This window comes from Paenibacillus koleovorans NBRC 103111 (assembly GCF_004000845.1).
GTDB classification, from domain to species: domain Bacteria; phylum Bacillota; class Bacilli; order Paenibacillales; family NBRC-103111; genus Paenibacillus_AA; species Paenibacillus_AA koleovorans.
In genome coordinates, this window is record NZ_BIMA01000141.1 from 1 (window position 1) to 16250 (window position 16250).

The 16250-nt window shown below is 57.6% G+C and carries 15 protein-coding genes, 17 tRNA genes and 1 pseudogene; 3 read left to right on the plus strand and 30 right to left on the minus strand.

Going from position 1 to position 16250, the window contains the following annotated elements:
• Both PKO02S_RS28360 and moaA read right to left on the minus strand, forming a co-directional pair.
• Positions 1–710: pseudogene (locus tag PKO02S_RS28360) on the minus strand (hypothetical protein); the annotation flags it as partial.
• Between the two features lie 3 nt (positions 711–713).
• Complete coding sequence (gene moaA, locus PKO02S_RS28365) at positions 714–1718, minus strand: GTP 3',8-cyclase MoaA (protein WP_127588402.1); 1005 nt, start codon at positions 1716–1718, stop codon at positions 714–716.
• A 256-nt stretch (positions 1719–1974) separates the two neighbouring features.
• Here moaA and PKO02S_RS28370 point away from each other — a divergent pair, with 256 nt between their 5' ends.
• Together PKO02S_RS28370 and PKO02S_RS28375 are read left to right on the plus strand one after the other, a co-directional pair.
• Complete coding sequence (locus PKO02S_RS28370) at positions 1975–2340, plus strand: response regulator (RefSeq protein ID WP_127588403.1); 366 nt, start codon at positions 1975–1977, stop codon at positions 2338–2340.
• A gap of 181 nt (positions 2341–2521) precedes the next feature.
• On the plus strand, positions 2522–2911 hold the full coding sequence (locus tag PKO02S_RS28375; RefSeq protein ID WP_127588404.1) for a response regulator: 390 nt from the start codon (positions 2522–2524) through the stop codon (positions 2909–2911).
• 1121 nt (positions 2912–4032) lie between these two features.
• Here PKO02S_RS28375 and PKO02S_RS28380 read toward each other — a convergent pair.
• Positions 4033–4788: a sugar phosphate isomerase/epimerase family protein gene (locus PKO02S_RS28380; protein WP_127588405.1), complete on the minus strand. Its 756-nt coding sequence runs from the start codon at positions 4786–4788 to the stop codon at positions 4033–4035.
• Between the two features lie 190 nt (positions 4789–4978).
• Between PKO02S_RS28380 and PKO02S_RS28385 the strand changes: the two genes are divergently transcribed.
• The gene (locus PKO02S_RS28385) at positions 4979–5386 is read left to right on the plus strand and encodes a VOC family protein (protein WP_127588406.1); all 408 of its coding nucleotides are present in this window, start codon (positions 4979–4981) and stop codon (positions 5384–5386) included.
• Positions 5387–5431: 45 nt separating this feature from the next.
• Here PKO02S_RS28385 and PKO02S_RS28390 read toward each other — a convergent pair whose 3' ends face one another.
• The 27 genes from PKO02S_RS28390 to PKO02S_RS28515 all read right to left on the minus strand — a co-directional run bounded on the left by PKO02S_RS28390 (position 5432) and on the right by PKO02S_RS28515 (position 16229).
• Entirely contained in the window at positions 5432–6304 is an 873-nt protein-coding gene (locus tag PKO02S_RS28390) for an alpha/beta hydrolase (protein ID WP_246067516.1), read from the minus strand.
• A 19-nt stretch (positions 6305–6323) separates the two neighbouring features.
• Positions 6324–6890 (minus strand): nitroreductase family protein, encoded by a 567-nt coding sequence (locus PKO02S_RS33500; protein ID WP_246067517.1) that lies wholly within the window; start codon positions 6888–6890, stop codon positions 6324–6326.
• Positions 6891–6911: 21 nt separating this feature from the next.
• Positions 6912–7682, minus strand: a complete 771-nt coding sequence (locus PKO02S_RS33505; RefSeq protein ID WP_246067525.1) for an alpha/beta hydrolase — start codon at positions 7680–7682, stop codon at positions 6912–6914.
• A gap of 38 nt (positions 7683–7720) precedes the next feature.
• A complete protein-coding gene (locus tag PKO02S_RS28400; RefSeq protein ID WP_127588407.1) occupies positions 7721–8743 on the minus strand; it encodes a FecCD family ABC transporter permease in 1023 nt (340 codons plus the stop codon).
• Positions 8736–9743: a FecCD family ABC transporter permease gene (locus tag PKO02S_RS28405; protein ID WP_127588408.1), complete on the minus strand. Its 1008-nt coding sequence runs from the start codon at positions 9741–9743 to the stop codon at positions 8736–8738. Before PKO02S_RS28405 ends, PKO02S_RS28400 begins: the two co-directional genes overlap by 8 nt.
• A gap of 22 nt (positions 9744–9765) precedes the next feature.
• The gene (locus PKO02S_RS28410; protein ID WP_127588409.1) at positions 9766–10776 is read right to left on the minus strand and encodes an ABC transporter substrate-binding protein; all 1011 of its coding nucleotides are present in this window, start codon (positions 10774–10776) and stop codon (positions 9766–9768) included.
• Between the two features lie 105 nt (positions 10777–10881).
• Positions 10882–12546 (minus strand): AraC family transcriptional regulator, encoded by a 1665-nt coding sequence (locus PKO02S_RS28415; RefSeq protein WP_127588410.1) that lies wholly within the window; start codon positions 12544–12546, stop codon positions 10882–10884.
• Positions 12547–12663: 117 nt separating this feature from the next.
• Entirely contained in the window at positions 12664–12846 is a 183-nt protein-coding gene (locus PKO02S_RS28420; RefSeq protein ID WP_127588411.1) for a hypothetical protein, read from the minus strand.
• The gene (locus PKO02S_RS28425; RefSeq protein WP_127588412.1) at positions 12830–13309 is read right to left on the minus strand and encodes a flavodoxin; all 480 of its coding nucleotides are present in this window, start codon (positions 13307–13309) and stop codon (positions 12830–12832) included. Before PKO02S_RS28425 ends, PKO02S_RS28420 begins: the two co-directional genes overlap by 17 nt.
• 81 nt (positions 13310–13390) lie before the next feature.
• Positions 13391–14164, minus strand: coding sequence for a hypothetical protein (locus PKO02S_RS28430; RefSeq protein ID WP_127588413.1), 774 nt, complete (start codon positions 14162–14164; stop codon positions 13391–13393).
• 373 nt (positions 14165–14537) lie between these two features.
• Positions 14538–14616, minus strand: a tRNA-Leu gene (locus PKO02S_RS28435).
• Between the two features lie 17 nt (positions 14617–14633).
• Positions 14634–14710 (minus strand) — tRNA-Arg (locus tag PKO02S_RS28440).
• A gap of 15 nt (positions 14711–14725) precedes the next feature.
• A tRNA-Leu gene (locus PKO02S_RS28445) sits at positions 14726–14814 on the minus strand.
• Positions 14815–14823: 9 nt separating this feature from the next.
• A tRNA-Cys gene (locus PKO02S_RS28450) sits at positions 14824–14897 on the minus strand.
• Positions 14898–14905: 8 nt separating this feature from the next.
• Positions 14906–14980: transfer RNA gene (locus PKO02S_RS28455), tRNA-Gly, on the minus strand.
• 43 nt (positions 14981–15023) lie between these two features.
• Positions 15024–15095, minus strand: a tRNA-Gln gene (locus tag PKO02S_RS28460).
• A gap of 14 nt (positions 15096–15109) precedes the next feature.
• Positions 15110–15185 (minus strand) — tRNA-His (locus tag PKO02S_RS28465).
• Positions 15186–15202: 17 nt separating this feature from the next.
• Positions 15203–15276, minus strand: a tRNA-Trp gene (locus tag PKO02S_RS28470).
• A 7-nt stretch (positions 15277–15283) separates the two neighbouring features.
• Positions 15284–15369: transfer RNA gene (locus PKO02S_RS28475), tRNA-Tyr, on the minus strand.
• Positions 15370–15379: 10 nt separating this feature from the next.
• A tRNA-Thr gene (locus PKO02S_RS28480) sits at positions 15380–15455 on the minus strand.
• A gap of 14 nt (positions 15456–15469) precedes the next feature.
• Positions 15470–15545, minus strand: a tRNA-Phe gene (locus tag PKO02S_RS28485).
• A 20-nt stretch (positions 15546–15565) separates the two neighbouring features.
• Positions 15566–15642: transfer RNA gene (locus PKO02S_RS28490), tRNA-Asp, on the minus strand.
• A gap of 43 nt (positions 15643–15685) precedes the next feature.
• Positions 15686–15759: transfer RNA gene (locus PKO02S_RS28495), tRNA-Met, on the minus strand.
• A 28-nt stretch (positions 15760–15787) separates the two neighbouring features.
• Positions 15788–15860 (minus strand) — tRNA-Val (locus PKO02S_RS28500).
• Positions 15861–15930: 70 nt separating this feature from the next.
• A tRNA-Glu gene (locus PKO02S_RS28505) sits at positions 15931–16005 on the minus strand.
• Between the two features lie 18 nt (positions 16006–16023).
• Positions 16024–16111, minus strand: a tRNA-Ser gene (locus PKO02S_RS28510).
• 45 nt (positions 16112–16156) lie between these two features.
• Positions 16157–16229 (minus strand) — tRNA-Asn (locus PKO02S_RS28515).
• Between the last annotated feature and the right edge of the window lie 21 nt (positions 16230–16250).

Here is a 16250-nt window from a genome sequence, read left to right on the forward strand (position 1 = left end):
CGGCCGAGCCGCACGCGGCCAAGCGCCCCGGCGGCGGCGCTGGCTGCTTCTGCGGCCGAGGCGCTGGCGGCAGCGCCGACAGCCGTGTAGGCGCCAGCGCCGGCAGCGCAAGATCCGTCGCCGGGCCCAGGCGCTGGCGCACCTGCGGCTCCGCCGTCAGAGCCAGGGTCGCCGCCGTCAGGACCGCCGGCTTTCGCTGCTGCGGACGCTGCGACTGCAGCTGCGCCGGTGCCCTCGCCTGCTGCGCCATCAGCCCTCGCGGCCGCCGCGTCTGCGCCGTCGGCGCCTTGCGCGTCGCCGGCCGGCGCCACGACCTCGGTCGTCTCCAGCATGACGACCGCATCGGCGCCCTCCGGCAGCGGGGCGCCGGTCATAATGCGCGCGGCTTGTCCCGCGCCGACTGCCGCTTGCGGCACTTGCCCGCAAGCGATCGTCTCCAGAACGTCCAGCTCCACCGGACGTCCCGGAGACGCAGCCGCGGTGTCCCGTGCGCGGACGGCATAGCCGTCCACGCCGGAACGCCGGAAGTGCGGCACCGGCTGATCCGTGCACACGTCGTGTGCGAGCCGGCGGCCCCAGCTCCCGACGAGCGGCACGTGCTCGACGGGCAACGGCGAAGAGACACAGGCCGCGATGCGGGCCTGCGCCTCTTGCACGGAGATCGCCGTGCGCGGCGGTATTGTACGTCGGTCCCTGTTGTTGCTGCTCACGGCTTACCCTCCAATCTGCGACATGCGCCGCGCCGTCGGGGTATGCGATTGCGCCTCTAGCGCCAGCACCTGCGCCATCTCATGATTGAGCGGCTTGATGTCGAGCGCTCGGAAGAACAGCTCGCGCATCGCCTGCTCGTCGCCCATATGCTTGCGGACGTTGAACTCGTCCGTCCAATACAGGCAAGGCTTGATACTGCCGTCCGCCGTCAAGCGCAGCCGATTGCAGGTCTCGCAGAAATGATCGCTCACCGGATGGATCAACCCGAACGATCCGGCGGCGCCGCGGATCCGGTAATTGCGGCTCGGCCCGTTGCCGTACACCTCGCCTGAAGCATCTGCCGTCCATCCTCGCTCGGCGCAAACGTCCATTACGGCGGACAGCGGCACGTACTTGTTCCGCCAGCCGTCGTCCTCATGCCCGATCGGCATATATTCAATGAAGCGAACCGTCAAATCCCGCTCCAGCGTCATCGCGAGAAAATCGGCGATCTCATCGTCGTTCACACCCTTCATCAGCACCACGTTCAGCTTGATCGGTTGGAAGCCGACCCGCACCGACTCCTCGAGCGAAGCCAGCACCTTGCGGATATCGCCGCCGCGGGTAATCATCGCGAACCGGTCGGCCCGCAGCGAGTCCAAGCTGATGTTGACCCGCGTCACGCCGGCTGCCCTCAACCGCTCGGCACGCGGCGCCAAGAAAATGCCGTTCGTCGTGAGCGCAATATCTTCAATGCCGGGAATGGCCGACAGCATGGCGATCAGCTGCTCCAAGTGCTTCCGCACGAGCGGCTCCCCGCCGGTAATCCGCAGCTTGCGCACGCCTAGGCGAGCTAGCACGCCGACTACCTCGGCAATTTCCTCGAAGGTCAGAATCCGTTCGTCCGGCTCGAATTCCATGCCTTCCTCCGGCATGCAGTATACGCATCGAAGGTTGCAACGGTCCGTGACCGAGATGCGCAAGTAATCGTGAACTCTACCGAATCGGTCGACAAGTATCGTTTCCATGGCGCCCTCCTCTGCTGCTCTTTCATACCATCATACTGAATTTCCCCGACCTACGTAAAGAAAAAGGTAACGGCGCGCGGATCCAGCCATCTCGCTGTCATATGACAAAAGTAAAGAAATTCACTTCTAAAGACCTATCCTTTCCGACCTCAAAAGGTGTCAAGAGTAACTTCTCAAGCCAGCCCTACAAAGCCTAATATTAAAGTACACGAGTCACAACTGCAGCACGACGTCTCAGCGAGAAAGGGCGGATCGTATGCACACCATAATGATCGTAGAAGATGCTGCATTCATGCGGGAAATCATTAAAGACATCGTCATAGAGATGGGCTTCGACGTAGTGGCGGAGGCGACGAACGGCGAGGATGCCGTGAAAATGTACTCCAAAACAAAGCCGGATCTCGTCACAATGGATATCACTATGCCGGTAATGAACGGCGTAGATGCGCTGCGTAAAATCAAGGCGATCGATCCGAGCGCGAAAGTGATCGTCTGCTCCGCTATGTCCCACCAGAACACCGTAATCGAGGCTCTCTCCTGGGGAGCCAAAGATTTTATCGCCAAGCCGGTGCAGAAGGAACGGGTCAAAAGTGCGGTTAAAAATGTGTTGAATTTGGCCTAGTGATATTCGCCTTGCCTATTAAACTCGCAGCGACTCTATTCAAGCGATACTCGTCCCGGACGGTATCGCTTTTCTATTTGGCTGGACTATTCACGGCTGTATTCCGCGACATCCGTTCTAAAATCGTCTCTCGTCTAGTAGATTAAATTAAGAGCGATATTCGAACCGGGGAGATGATAGTTTGGCAACGATCATGATCGTAGATGATGCCGCATTCATGCGAGCGATCCTGAGTCACATGCTGCGCGAGCTGGGGCACGAAGTCGTGGCGGAGGCGTCCGGCGGCGAGGAAGCCCTGCAATTGTACAGTCAGAAGAAACCGGATCTGGTAACGATGGACATCACCATGCCCGATATGGACGGCATAACCGCCATGCACAAAATCCGCCTGCTCGATCCCGGCGCCAAATTCATCGTCTGCTCGGCCATGTCCCACCAGCAAGTGGTCATCGACGCGATCGCAGCCGGGGCCAAAGACTTCATCGCCAAGCCGCTGCAGAAGGAACGGGTGCAGAGCACCATTCAGCGCGTATTGTCCGGCGTGTCGGTGAAGGCGCCCAAGCTGTTCTAATCCATTGAATTGTGGTTATGTCGACGATCCGAGAGCCTCTCCGGCTTTTGGGTCGTTTTGGTGTGCTCATCTCACGCCATCACCTTATTCCACATCCGCCCCAGCCCTCCACAACCCATTAAGAAAAAGCTGATCGGAAGTTCAGCGATCAGGTCCTTGTTCGTTGCGTTTCGTTAGTGCAAAGGGAGGACAGGCGGCTGGGTTCCGATCGCTCTTGAAATCTCGTGCCTGGGATGGAACAGGTTCAGGTTGGCACCAGATTTCAGGGAGCGACCGCTCCGCTTCTCCACACCAGCCCCCTGTCCTCTTTGGTTCTGCTTTCGTTCATGGCGTTACGTTTGTTCTGAAAAACCGTCCCCTAGGACGATTCATGATCATCCCATTCCTCCGGATTCCCGCAACCAGCTATACCCGCTCGAGGCGAAGAGCATTCTCGAGCAGCGTGGCGCCCGCACCCTTGCTCCCTAGTCCGAAAAAATCGGACTACCGCGCGCCTCGCCAGCCGGAAAAGCTCTGTAGCCCGAATCGGCCGAATTAGAGCGGCGTTTTCGAGAGGGAGCGTGCGGAAACGGCTCTGCAAGTGGGAAAAGTCGGACTAGAGACCACTTCACCCTTCGCTCCCGCTACGCAGTCCGGAAAAGTCGGACTAGACGTATATGGCCTTTTCATCGGAACAATCACCGGTACATTTTTTTGGAGGTTGTGTTTAGTTGGCGCGTAGGAAGGGGGACGGAAAGGGCGGAGGGCACCTGCTCCTCACCTCTCTCTCGTCAGAAAAAGAACGCTCCTGCATATCCCGCATAACGCTATTTCGCCGTTCCGGCGCCGTTGCGCCCAAATAGCATTACGCCATAGCTTTATTGGGGTTCGGAACAGCCTTTTCGGGGGGGAGCAGGGGCAAGTAGCGTTATCCCGATATCCCGGAGTGCTATTTCGCGGCGGCTCCCCCATTCCGGCGAAATAGCGTTATTCGTAATATGGCGTAGCGCTATGGTTCTGCCTCACCCCAACCGTGCTTAGCAAGCGTACCCCTTACGCTGTAGTACGGTTAAGGCTTTAAACTTTCTGATATGTAAAAAGAGCACCGCCCATGCAACCCGGACGATGCTCCTCCAACCACCTTAAGCCTCATTAGCCCGCTTCACGATCCGCTTGAGCGTCGCAGCATCCTGCAGGAACTGCTCCGGCGCGTCGTCCTTCACGAACTCCAGCATCACGTACCGGTCTTCACCCGACGGCAGCGCCGCCAAGTAGCGGTCCCACACCGACTCGCCTTCCTCCAGCGAGTGGCGGGTGCCGTAGCTGATGTAATACACGTGCACATTCGTCAGCCAAGGCGTCAGCGCCTCCAGTTCTCCGGCATACGCGCCAGACTCGAACGGCCGCAGCGCCTGCCAATACGAGTACACGTTCGGATGGTCGGCCGCCTTCAACAGCCGCAGCGTCGCGTCCAGCTCATCGGTGAGCGTGTTCTGGTGGAACTCGAACGCGATGCGAATGCCGGCCTGCGCCGCACGCTCCCCAATCGCTCTCGTATCCTCCACGACGGCGTCCCACCAAGCTTCGTCCGCAGCGGCGGAGCCTTTATTGCCGGCCCACACTCGGATCACCGGAGCGCCTAGGGCAGAGGCGGAGCTCAGCACATCCTCGAAGCTCTGACCCGTGCCGACTCGGTAGTAGGAGCCGTAAGCGGCTACCTTCAAACCAGCTTGCTCGGTCATGACGCGAACCGCCTTCGCGGTTTCCACATCGCCCGGCGGCACATGAATATCCCCGCCCCATTCGATTCCATCCAACCCGGCTTCCACAACCAAGCTCACGATCTGCTCCGCACTCAGCTTGCGGAACGTGACCGACAACAATCCGGTATACAGCATTCGTCTTCATCTCCTATGAAAGGCTTGTTCGGCAACGACTGTGCGCTCCCAACGGACATGCCTTCATTATACACGATGACCCGCGGCCGGGCATTTTTTTCCTATGGAGCGTCTGAATGGTTTACACCTGCGCCTTGGAACGGTATCCTTTTAATTAGTTGGTTATATTCCCCATAGAGGAGGGTTTCATTTGGGCCAATCAGGACAGACCATGGCGATCGTAAAAACGATCCAATGCGTGTATTTGCCCGCGAACAATACGAAACAGTCCGCCCAATGGTACGTCGATCACTTGGGCTTGAAGCTGCTTCGGGATGTTGACGAGAACCAGGCCCAGCTAGGAATCAGTCCGGACCAGTCGATCTTTTTAATTAGGTCCAAGGAACCGACGAATTTGACTTATACCGAAATCGGCGGCTGGGAGCAATGCATTCTCACCATGGAGATTGAAAACCTCGAAGGACTCCATGTCAAAATGAAAACTAACGGAGCTCGGGTTACTGATATTTCGAATAATGGCGGATGTGGCTGCAATTTTTTCACTTACGATCCGGCTGGAAACAAGATAGAGCTGTGGAGTGGCTGGCCAAAAAAATAAAGACCGAACAGCCTGCCCCTCAAGCTCAACCGGCAGGCTGATCGCCTAACTGGTCATACTAGCAAACCGCAGCCCATGACTAATCAGCACCGGCAGCACGGACAAATGATCCTCCCCCGCGAACTCGCGATACTCGCTGCGCACCCCGTACGACGCCAGCGCCGCCAGCCGCCCGGCCTGCTCGCGGGCATTGCCGTTCATCCCGCTGTGATGCCCGTCCTCCAGCTCGCCCGCCGCGATCAGGACGCGCACATCGGTTGGCTCGCCCCGCACGCTGGCGGCGAACGCCTTCTCCAGCTCCCGCAGCGGCCGGCGGTTCCAATGGATGGACGGGCTGCCCGCGATATACGTGCGGAAAGCGTCAGGAAACGCGAACAGCATGCGCAGCGCGAACAGCCCGCCGAGCGAGTGACCGAACAGTGTCTGCCGGCTGCGGTCGATCGGGAACCGCCGCTCGACGGCGGGCTTGAGCACTTCCTTGATGAACATGGCGAACGCATCCGCCCCGCCAAGCATCGGCATCGGGCGACCGTCCGGCAGGAACGACAGCTCCTCGGGCCGCACCGGCATCGTAAAATCATAGAACCGCGAAGGATCGAATACCTGCTCCGTCGGATACCCGATCCCTACGACGATGGCCGGTGCGACAACCGGCTCGCCCCTTCGGCGGGACAGCAGCCGGGCTGCCTCGACGGCCGTGGCGAACACGGCATTGCCGTCGAGGAAGTAATAAACCGGATAGCCGCCCTCCGGCGGAGGCTCCTCCGGACAAGCAAGGAGAATGCGGTACTCACGCCCGCTCTCCGGCGAGACAAGAGCGAACGAATCGGATCGCGGAACATGAACGGCTCCACTCACACTTAACACCTCCATCACATCCATCACATCCATCGTATCCATCGCATGCATCGTATCCATCACATCTATCGCATTGCTGCTACGCCCGATCGATAATGGTGAGCCGTTCCGATGCCGGAATGCGCGGCTGAGCGGTCGGAATTTTCGCCGGATACCCGATATGCAGGTTGCCAAGCGCCTTCTCACCCTGTTGAATGCCCACCGCTTCGCGGAATTCGCCGACATGCAGCCATGGGTATGACTCCCAAGTGAGTCCGATCCCATGCTCCCACGCTAGCAGGCTGAAGTTATGGATGATGCAGCTGGTCGAGGCATAGTCTTCCTCGCGCGTGATGAGATTCGGATCTTCCCGCATAAGCACGGTCATAATCATCGGAATCGCCATAATCTTATCGTAAAATTTTTGCCCGACCTCCCGTTTTTTCCCCGGATCCGGCTCGCGCTGTTCCTTCATGATCCGCACCGCTTCCGCAATGCGTCGCCTCCCTTCTCCATAAGTAAGGATAAACCTCCAAGGCTGGGTCATATGGTAGTTGGGCACCCAAACCGCCGTTTCCAGCAGCTCCGCCACCAGCTCCGGCGACACCTCCCGCTTCTCGAACAGATGCACCGAGCGACGCTCCCGGATCAATTGGGCTATAGTCATTTCGCTTCCTCCTTCAGTCGTTCAGTCGCCCGCAAACAGCCATTGCAGCATAGGCGGAAATCTTCGAATAAAATTCGGGAGCAGATGCAGGCCCCCTTCTTCCAGAACAAACTTCACACGGGCATCCGCCGCACCATCCGAACCCTCCACAAACTTTTGCAAAAGGGCATACGCCTCCTTCACCCGAGGGACCATCTGGCTCTGCGCCGTCGGTTTACCTACACCCTCATCACTGCCCACGTCCAGGTAAATGTCCAAACCGACACCGGCAGCTGGATGTTCCCGCATAAAGGTTACGAACCCATCGAACCACATCGAGGGAGAAATGGCGCCGATCCGGCCGAACATCCCCAGTCCCGAGTATGCGGAGAAAATGGAGATCAAGCCGCCCATCGACTTGCCTGCGATCGCCGTCCAGCGCGCGTCCCGTTCCGTCCGGTACCGATCGTCGATGTAAGGCTTCAGCCGGACGCTAAGAAATTCCAAGTAGTCTGCCCCCTTGCCGCCAAAATCTTCGAACCGGCCGGTTAGCGTTTGAGCCGGCCAAGGGGAATACTCGTCCAGCCGATTCGGGGAGCTCACCCCGACCAGCAGCAGCTCCCGCAGCGTGCCGGCTTCGAACATCCGCTCCAGCTCCTCCAAGGCGGCGCCGTTAGCCGGAGCGAACAGATCGCCGCCGTCCTGCACATAGACGATAGGATAACGCTTTTCCCCAGCCCGATAGGAAGGCGGCATGTAGATCAGCAGCTCTCTTTCCTCAAAAGCCGTTCGTTCCAACACCCCATGCAGCATCGCCTGCCAACCTCCTTCCTGACATCCTCTTCCTAAATTTACGCCTTCCTTTTGTACAGCAAATACACGAAATACGGCACCCCGATGATCGAGATGACGATGCCGACCGGCAGCTCCACCGGATGGAACACCGTCTTCGCGATAAAATCCGAAGCCGCCACAAGCAGCATCCCTATGGCACCGCTGACCGGCAGCACATGACGATGGTGGATGCCTACAAGCCGCTTGGCGATATGCGGGGCGATCAGGCCGACGAAGCCGATACTGCCCGACACGGACACACAGGCGCTCACGATGCCGATACTCGCCAGCAGCAGCAGCCTCTTCTCGCGCTCCGCCGCGAGCCCCAGCCCTTGCGCCGTCGGCTCGCCCAGCCTGAGCAAGTCCAGTGCATAAGCCTTCCATAGAACAATCGGCGTCAGCAGCAGCAGCCAGGGCAGCATAGAGGCGATGAAGATCCAGTTCGCATTCCAGATGCTCCCGGTCAGCCAAACCGCCGCCATCTCGAAATCCCTTGCATTCATCTTCAGCGACAAATACAGCGAAATCGCGCCGAAGCCGGAGCCGATCGCGATGCCTGTCAGCAGCAAGCTGCGCGGATCGAGCTGTCCGTTGCGCCAAGCGAGCGCGTAGATGCTGATCGCCGCCAGCAAGCCTCCCGCGAGACCGAACAGGGGCATGGCCAGAATGGCCAGCAAGCCGGTGCCGGTCATTTTCCCAGCAAAGAAAAACATGAACGTGACGATAGCCGCGCCTGCACCTGCATTGATGCCCAGGATGCCGGGATCGGCCAATCCGTTGCGAGTCACGCCCTGCATGACGGTCCCGGCAATCGCCAGCCCGAAGCCTACAAGAAGCGAGATGACGATCCGGGGCAGTCGAAAATCAAAGATGACCAAATCATAATCATCGGACGGATAAATCCGCAGCAGCGTCTTCGCAATATCGAGCAGCCCGATGTCGAACACGCCGTTCGTCAAGCTGATGTAGAATACGACCACGATCAGCGCGCCGATAACCGTCAATACGCTCCAGAATCGCAAAGTCTCGTGGTTACGCATGTCGCCCCCCTCGCTTTCGGACGAGATAGAGGAAAAATGGAACTCCCACGATTGCCGTCACGACGCCGATCGGCGTCTCGAACGGCGCGTTCATGTAGCGGCTCGCGACATCGGAGAACCCGAGGAACACGGCGCCGACCACGGCGGAGCAAGGAATGACCCAGCGATAGTCGACTCCGATCAGGAAACGAACGATATGCGGGATGATCAGCCCGACAAAACCGATCTTGCCGGCCAGCGCCACAGATATGCCGGTCAACAGAATGACCGCCGTAGTGGCTCCTGCCTTCACTAGCAACGTGCGCTGGCCCAGGCTCATTGCGACGTCCTCGCCGAGGGCGAGCACCGTGATCGACTTCGAGAGCAGCAGCGCGAGCGCTAACCCGACGACCGCGAACGGGATCGCAAGTCGGATCATGTCCGGATCCATCTGGTGCAGCCTGGCGTTGTACCAGAAGCTGATCGTCTGCGACACTTGGAAGTACGAAGCGACGGCCGCCGACATGCTGCTCAGGAACGTTCCGATGATCGTGCCAATAATCGCCATCCGCAGCGGCGAGAGCCCGTCCGGCAGCAGCGACGCCAAGCCGAAGACAAGCGCCACGGCGAGAGCCGACCCGATCAAGGAGAAGACGATCATCTCCATCGAAGAGGCGCCGCCGGGCAGGAACACCGTGCACAATGTAATGGCGAAGGCTGAGCCGTCGGACACGCCCATGATCGACGGCGAAGCCAAATAATTGCGCGTCATGCCCTGCATCAGAGCGCCGGATACTGCCAGGAAGGCGCCGATCAGCAATCCCCCGATCGCTCGAGGGATTCTGGAATGTTGGACGATCTGATGCTGGACATTGTCCGGGTCGAACCGCATGATCGCGTCCCAGACGGTGTCTGGACCGATACTCTTCGAACCGAACCAGACGGAAGAGAAGAAAGCCGCCGCTATAGCCAGCGGCGACAACAGCAGCAGCCATACGGCCAGCTTATTGGAAAGTCTCATACAGGGGACACGCCTTATCGGTTTAGTTGGCGAGCTTGTCTACGGCCGCCTTCAGGAAGTTGATTTTGCTCCACGCCGTGCCGCCTTGGGCCAGCGGGTCGATGATGTTCACGAACACTTTGTTGTTCTTGACCGCGTTCAAGCTTTTCCAGATCGGATTGCCCTGCAGCGTCTCGAGCGCCTTAGGCGCATCCGCATTCTCCTCCTCGGAGAATTGCAGGAAAATGATGTCCGGATTCAGCTCGCTGAACTGCTCGAGCGAGATGATCTGCTGTGCTTTCGCCTCGGTGAGCTGCATCGGTACGGTAAATCCGAGATCGGTGTATAACGAAGGGTTCAGGAACGTATCCGGCGGATAAATATTGAGATTGCCGCTGCGGACCCGAACGACGACGACCTTCTTCATCTTCACACTTTCCCCGATTTTCGTCTTTGCAGCCGCGAGGTCTTTCTTGTATGTGTCGATCGCTTGCTGCGCTTCCGCCTTCTTGCCGGTCACCTCACCCAGCATCAACAGATTCGCCTCCCAGTTCGTCGAAATGTGGGAGACCGGAATCGTCGTAGCGATTTTCGACAAGCTATCGATCGTCTCGGCGCCGAATTTCGATGTGCCGAGAATGACATCCGGCTTCAGCTTCAAGATTGTCTCGAGATTCGGCTGCGTTTTCTCTCCGATCGATTGCGCCGACGCCGTGATGTCCTTGAACATCGCCGGGAATTTGCCCCCGATCGAGATCGCGCCGATCGGCTTCACACCGAGCACGACCGCGTCTTCCATCGCTTCAAGCGCACCGGTGATGACAATTTTGTCAGTCGGCACCTTCACCGTATATTCCTTGCCCAGATAAGCGATTGCCTTCGGGCTTGCCGATGGTGCCGCCGATGGAGGGGTCGACGGACTGGCGCTTGCCGTAGGCGCGGCGGACGGACTGCCGGCATTAACCGGGGATGCCTTCTCCTCTTTTCCCGTGCCGCATGCCGTTAGTGCCAACGCTATGGACAATACTAGACCCAAACCAAGTTTCCGATTCATTTGCTTCCAAAAGCCCCTTTCACTGCTCTCGTATTTGAGAATGATTCTCGTTACTGATTATAAAGGCAGTCGGACAAGCGAACCATGGACGGAAGCCGGAAATGTTCATGGACGATCGCCGGATAGCAGAGTTGCCAGCCCTTCGACGATTCTCCATTGCGCCATCGGCGAGTATTCGCGCCACGGATCGGAGGGAATGGCATGCGCCTTGTTCTGCCGCACCGCCTGCAGCATCCTCCATTCCAGCGATTGCTGATAGCTGCGCCAGAACGCTATAGTCTCCGTCTCCTGGCAAACAAGCACGAGCAGCCGATCCGGCGCCAGCTCCGCCAGCCGATCCGGAGTCAGGGGCTCGTCGTACACCGCCGCCTGTCCAAGCCCCGGTACTGCCCATGCAGACGATAGCTGCAAATCGCCGTATAGCACATCCGCCATATTGCGATTGCAGCTGGCATAGACGGTGCCCTTGAGCACCCGCAACGTCAGCCATCGTTCACCCGTCACCTGGCGCCTTATCCGTTCCGATGTGTGCTCGACCAGCCGTTCGTAGCTCCTCAGCCACTTCTCCGCCTCTTCCGTCTCGCCCAAATAACCTGCCAATCCCCGTAATTGTTCCCGGCAATCCTGTTCCTCCTGCATGTAAAAGACCGGGGCCACCGATTCCAACTGTCGCCGCTCAACCTCGTTCAGCTTCTCGGAGCTGACGATCAGATCAGGCGCTGTCTGCAGCAGCGTTCGGACATTGTCCGAACGGTCGCGCCCGTTCATAAGCGCGCTGAGATGAACGGGAATATCGTGGCGATACCGCTCGTAATAGTAGCCGCCCCACTTGGGATGCAGCGGCGCCGCATGCGGCAGCCTATGGAGAGGCAGCAGATGGCCGATCAGGGCGGCGCGGTCGACCGCGATTTTGCGGCTTCTCCGGCTCATATAGGCGGATGGCGCTACACCGACCTCCTTCTTGAACTTGCGGCTGAAATAAAACTCATCGACATACCCGACCTGGTGGGCGATTTCCCGCAGCTTGCTGTTCCCGCCGGCCATCAGCTGCTTCGCCTTGTTAATCCGCAGCTCGGTCCAATCGTCGCCGACGCTTGTCCCATACTTCTTCTTATATAGCTCGCCGAAATATTTGGGGCTGATCTCGGCGATGCGAGCGAGCTGCTCCAGCGATAGAGGCTCCGTGTAATTCGCCTCCAGGAACCGTTTCGCCCGCTCCAGCCCGGAGCGCGTGTCCTCCTGCCGACGGCTGCTCAGCTTGCCTATCCCGTACAGCAGCTCCAGCAGCACGCTCTGCGCATGGAAGCGGTCCAGCTTATCGGCGCTGCGGTGGAGCGTTTCCGCCGACTCGAAGAGCGTCAAGAGCGCGTCCGGCGTATACAGGAGCAGCTCGCCGTGCAGCGGGAAGCGGCCGTTCTCCCGAATGCAGCGATACCGGTTGCGGCTTCTTCGCATCTCCTCGAAGACGTCAAAGCGGAGCAGGTGCAGGTGAAGGGCTTGTCCTGCATCGGGAGACACGCCGAACGTCTGCCCCGGCGGGCAGAAGTAGGCCGCATCTCCGCGAAGCCTCCATGTCGATTCTCCGATCATCATCGTGCCGCTACCGCCGACGCTCATGATCAGCACATGCGAAGTCGACAGCTGCTGCTCCAGCCGAAAGCCGACTACCCCTTGAACCCGCTCGACCTCCCGCAGCCGGTATAGGCAATGCTCCAGCTCCGCCAGCTCTGCCGGCCTGGGCGATGGGATCGCCCCTACTTTTTCATTCATGCGAGTCTTCCGCCTTTCCCCGATTTCGAATTCGAATGCCCTTGTACTTGCCCTATGTGCAAAAAAAGCCTGCCATGCCCAAAAAGGCAAGCAGGCCGCAGCTTCTATTTCCGCGAATCAGGATGGCTTGGGCCCGCTCCGCACTTGCTTCCTGCCGATCGGCCGCAGGAGCAAATCAATCAATGTCGGAGGCGCCTCCGCCTCTAGCCGGGCTGCGTCTTCCGCTTCCTTTTCCGCATGCACCGCATGGCCCGATTCCCGATTTTGCAAAGCTCGATGAATGTTATACAATAGTCCCACCTGCCGTTGCCTCCTTTAGTACACGTAGATGATTCACGAATGTAATCCCGAATTGCTTCAGCTGCTCCTTCTCCTGTGCGGACGGCCCCAGCTCCACCTTCATCCCCGGCAAAGCGATGACGGCGCCCAGCTCCTCCAGCTTGCGCTCCAGCAAATCGACAGCCGCGCCATACTCGGAATAGCTGGAATCGCACGAACCGAACGCCACCGCTTGTTTGCCGGTCAAATCCACCTCGTCCATCTCCTCATAGAAATCAAGGAATTCGTCGGGCAAATCCCCATCTCCCCAAGTGTAGGCGCCCAGCGCAATCCCGTCATAGTTCTCCATCACCGAGGCGTTGACATCCATCACCGACTTCAGCGTCAGCTCCGCGCCCGCCTCTCTAACACCATCCGCAATGTAGTCCGCCATTTCCTCCGTATTGCCCGTCATGCTTGCAAAAATTACGATCACTTTCACCATCCTTCGCCACGCTCCTTTGACCATATGTAGTTGAAAACGCTTCGTATGCCTGATTTCTCTCAAGAAATCGTGCTTAACGTGCTAATGCCAGGATTTCCTGCCCCGCGCACCTGCAGATATGGACTCCGTCCCACGTGGACAACGCTCCGTAAACGGACAGGCTGTGCATTCGTAATCCGCTTCCCGCTTCACATGCACCGTTTTTTCCTGAAACAGCCGGCTGGCGAGCCGCAAATAATCGATCGATGCCTCCAGCTCCTCATCCTGCGGGCGATAGGTTTGTTTCTGCCCCGTCAGCAGGGTGACGACTTCGATCTGCTCGGGCAGCTTCCCGAACGCTCGGTGCGCCATTACGCTGGTCATATGGAAAAAAGCCGGAATGACAGCCGGATCTTCGCCGACCATAAACTTTCGAATCGTATAAGATTCCCCGCTCCAGTAGGCAAGCTGCACAATCAGCGATATCTCGGCACGCAGCTCGTCGATCCAAGCGCTTATGGACTCGAACAGCAGGATCGGCGGCGTTTCCAGAGGCAACGAGGTCAGCTCGCGCACCAGATGCTCCGTCACCATAGCCTTGACCCTGTGAAAATGCGGGAACGATTCGAACAGCCTTACCTTATTCGTCCACTGCCGCTCGAGAAAGGACCGAATCCCGGCAGCCGTACGGCTTTCCGGAGGGAGGGAATAATAATCGTGAATCGCGTGGTTGACCGCGTACTGCACGAGCTGGCGCCAGTTCAGATGATCCTGGTTCAGATGATGCTCGTGTTTGTGGACGTATTTATGGGGACAGCGCAGAAATTCTTCGAGCTCATAGTCGGCCAGCTTGACCTGGCGCATCATCGTTACCATTCTCTAATCACGACCTTTATGATACTAATAATCATTCTCATTTATAGTTTAAATGATATTGATTCTCATTGTCAATTATTAGTTGAGAAAAAGGAACGCCATATGCGTATTCAGCGCCTCCTATATCACTATAGGGCTTCAAGATTATGCCTAATATGTGATTTCTGTTCGTCAGACCGAGGGTTTGCCTTCGGCTTCCTTCCGATTCGGTCTCGCGACCGACACCCTTGCCCTTAAGCTAACAGTTCCTACTACCAAGCCTGTAGCGGACTTTCATCGCCTAGTTATCACCCATGTCGGACGCACAACAGAAAAACGTCGATTGCACGTTAGTGCAATCGACGTTTTATCCACGTAATACCTACCGTTGTAGTGCCGGTGAAGGGACTCGAACCCCCACGGTTTCCCTCACGATTTTGAGTCGCGCGCGTCTGCCATTCCGCCACACCGGCTTGATGAAGAAAAAAAATGGCGTGCCCTAAGAGATTCGAACTCCTGACCTTTTGATTCGTAGTCAAACGCTCTATCCGGCTGAGCTAAGGGCACATATCAAGGTAAACGTGGTGCCGAAGACCAGACTTGAACTGGTACGGTGGTCACCCACCGCAGGATTTTAAGTCCTGTGCGTCTGCCGATTCCGCCACTCCGGCGAAAAGTCATGGAGGCGCCACCCAGACTCGAACTGGGGGTAGAGCTTTTGCAGAGCTCTGCCTTACCACTTGGCTATGGCGCCACATAAGATGGAGCGGACGACGAGATTCGAACTCGCGACCCTCGCCTTGGCAAGGCGATGCTCTACCACTGAGCCACGTCCGCAAAATAGATCCCCGAAAGTAATACTCCCTTTCAGAGAAGCTTACTGGGGATCTAGGATTCGAACCTAGGAATGACGGAGTCAAAGTCCGTTGCCTTACCGCTTGGCTAATCCCCAATAAAGAGTGAATATGGGGCGATCGATGGGACTTGAACCCACGAATGTCGGAGCCACAGACCGATGCGTTAACCCCTTCGCCACGACCGCCATATTGAATATTCATCTGGCAGGGGCAGCAGGAATTGAACCCACACCAAAGGTTTTGGAGACCTTTGTTCTACCTTTAAACTATGCCCCTAAATGAATGGTGGAGGATGATGGATTCGAACCACCGAACTCGTCAGAGAACAGATTTACAGTCTGCTGCGTTTGGCCACTTCGCTAATCCTCCAGGAAAAGCATGGTGCCGCCAAGAGGACTTGAACCCCCAACCTACTGATTACAAGTCAGTTGCTCTACCAGTTGAGCTATAGCGGCATATGAAGTTGTAATGGTGGCTCGGGACGGAATCGAACCGCCGACACGAGGATTTTCAGTCCTCTGCTCTACCGACTGAGCTACCGAGCCTTGCATTACGGTGAAAATAATGGCGGAGCTGACGGGATTCGAACCCGCGGTCTCCTGCGTGACAGGCAGGCATGTTAGGCCTCTACACCACAGCTCCATACTTGTCCAGTTGCCTGGTCTTCTTCTCTAAGGAAGAATTATTGCGGGGGCAGGATTTGAACCTGCGGCCTTCGGGTTATGAGCCCGACGAGCTACCGGGCTGCTCCACCCCGCGTCGTTAGTAACAAGTATTTGGTTGAATATGGAGGCTGACGGGATCGAACCGCCGACCCTCTGCTTGTAAGGCAGATGCTCTCCCGGCTGAGCTAAGCCTCCATGTTGGAAAGGACAAGCACTAATATAACAAATCTTTTCAAGAAAATCAACTTGTTTTTTCTGTGGAGAGTGGTGACCCGTAGGGGATTCGAACCCCTGTTACCTCCGTGAAAGGGAGGTGTCTTAACCCCTTGACCAACGGGCCATAATAAATTGAAAGCTACGGAGAGCGAGGGATTCGAACCCTCGAGACCCTTTTGGAGCCTACACGATTTCCAATCGTGCTCCTTCGACCACTCGGACAGCTCTCCATAATTGGGTTCCGGCGAGGCGAAGATCGCATCGCCGGAGTATGACTCCCCGAACAGGACTCGAACCTGTGACAACTCGATTAACAGTCGAGTGCTCTACCGACTGAGCTATCAGGGACCATTATTCAAGTTTCAAGGC

Bases quoted from the DNA above. Each gene is read 5' to 3' on its own strand.
- moaA (WP_127588402.1), bottom strand. From the start codon at position 1,718: ATGGAAACGATACTTGTCGACCGATTCGGTAGAGTTCACGATTACTTG.
- PKO02S_RS28370 (WP_127588403.1), top strand. From the start codon at position 1,975: ATGCACACCATAATGATCGTAGAAGATGCTGCATTCATGCGGGAAATC.
- PKO02S_RS28380 (WP_127588405.1), bottom strand. From the start codon at position 4,788: ATGCTGTATACCGGATTGTTGTCGGTCACGTTCCGCAAGCTGAGTGCG.
- PKO02S_RS28390 (WP_246067516.1), bottom strand. From the start codon at position 6,304: ATGGATACGATGCATGCGATGGATACGATGGATGTGATGGATGTGATG.
- PKO02S_RS33500 (WP_246067517.1), bottom strand. From the start codon at position 6,890: ATGACTATAGCCCAATTGATCCGGGAGCGTCGCTCGGTGCATCTGTTC.
- PKO02S_RS33505 (WP_246067525.1), bottom strand. From the start codon at position 7,682: ATGCTGCATGGGGTGTTGGAACGAACGGCTTTTGAGGAAAGAGAGCTG.
- PKO02S_RS28400 (WP_127588407.1), bottom strand. From the start codon at position 8,743: ATGCGTAACCACGAGACTTTGCGATTCTGGAGCGTATTGACGGTTATC.
- PKO02S_RS28405 (WP_127588408.1), bottom strand. From the start codon at position 9,743: ATGAGACTTTCCAATAAGCTGGCCGTATGGCTGCTGCTGTTGTCGCCG.
- PKO02S_RS28410 (WP_127588409.1), bottom strand. From the start codon at position 10,776: ATGAATCGGAAACTTGGTTTGGGTCTAGTATTGTCCATAGCGTTGGCA.
- PKO02S_RS28415 (WP_127588410.1), bottom strand. From the start codon at position 12,546: ATGAATGAAAAAGTAGGGGCGATCCCATCGCCCAGGCCGGCAGAGCTG.
- PKO02S_RS28425 (WP_127588412.1), bottom strand. From the start codon at position 13,309: ATGGTGAAAGTGATCGTAATTTTTGCAAGCATGACGGGCAATACGGAG.
- PKO02S_RS28430 (WP_127588413.1), bottom strand. From the start codon at position 14,164: ATGGTAACGATGATGCGCCAGGTCAAGCTGGCCGACTATGAGCTCGAA.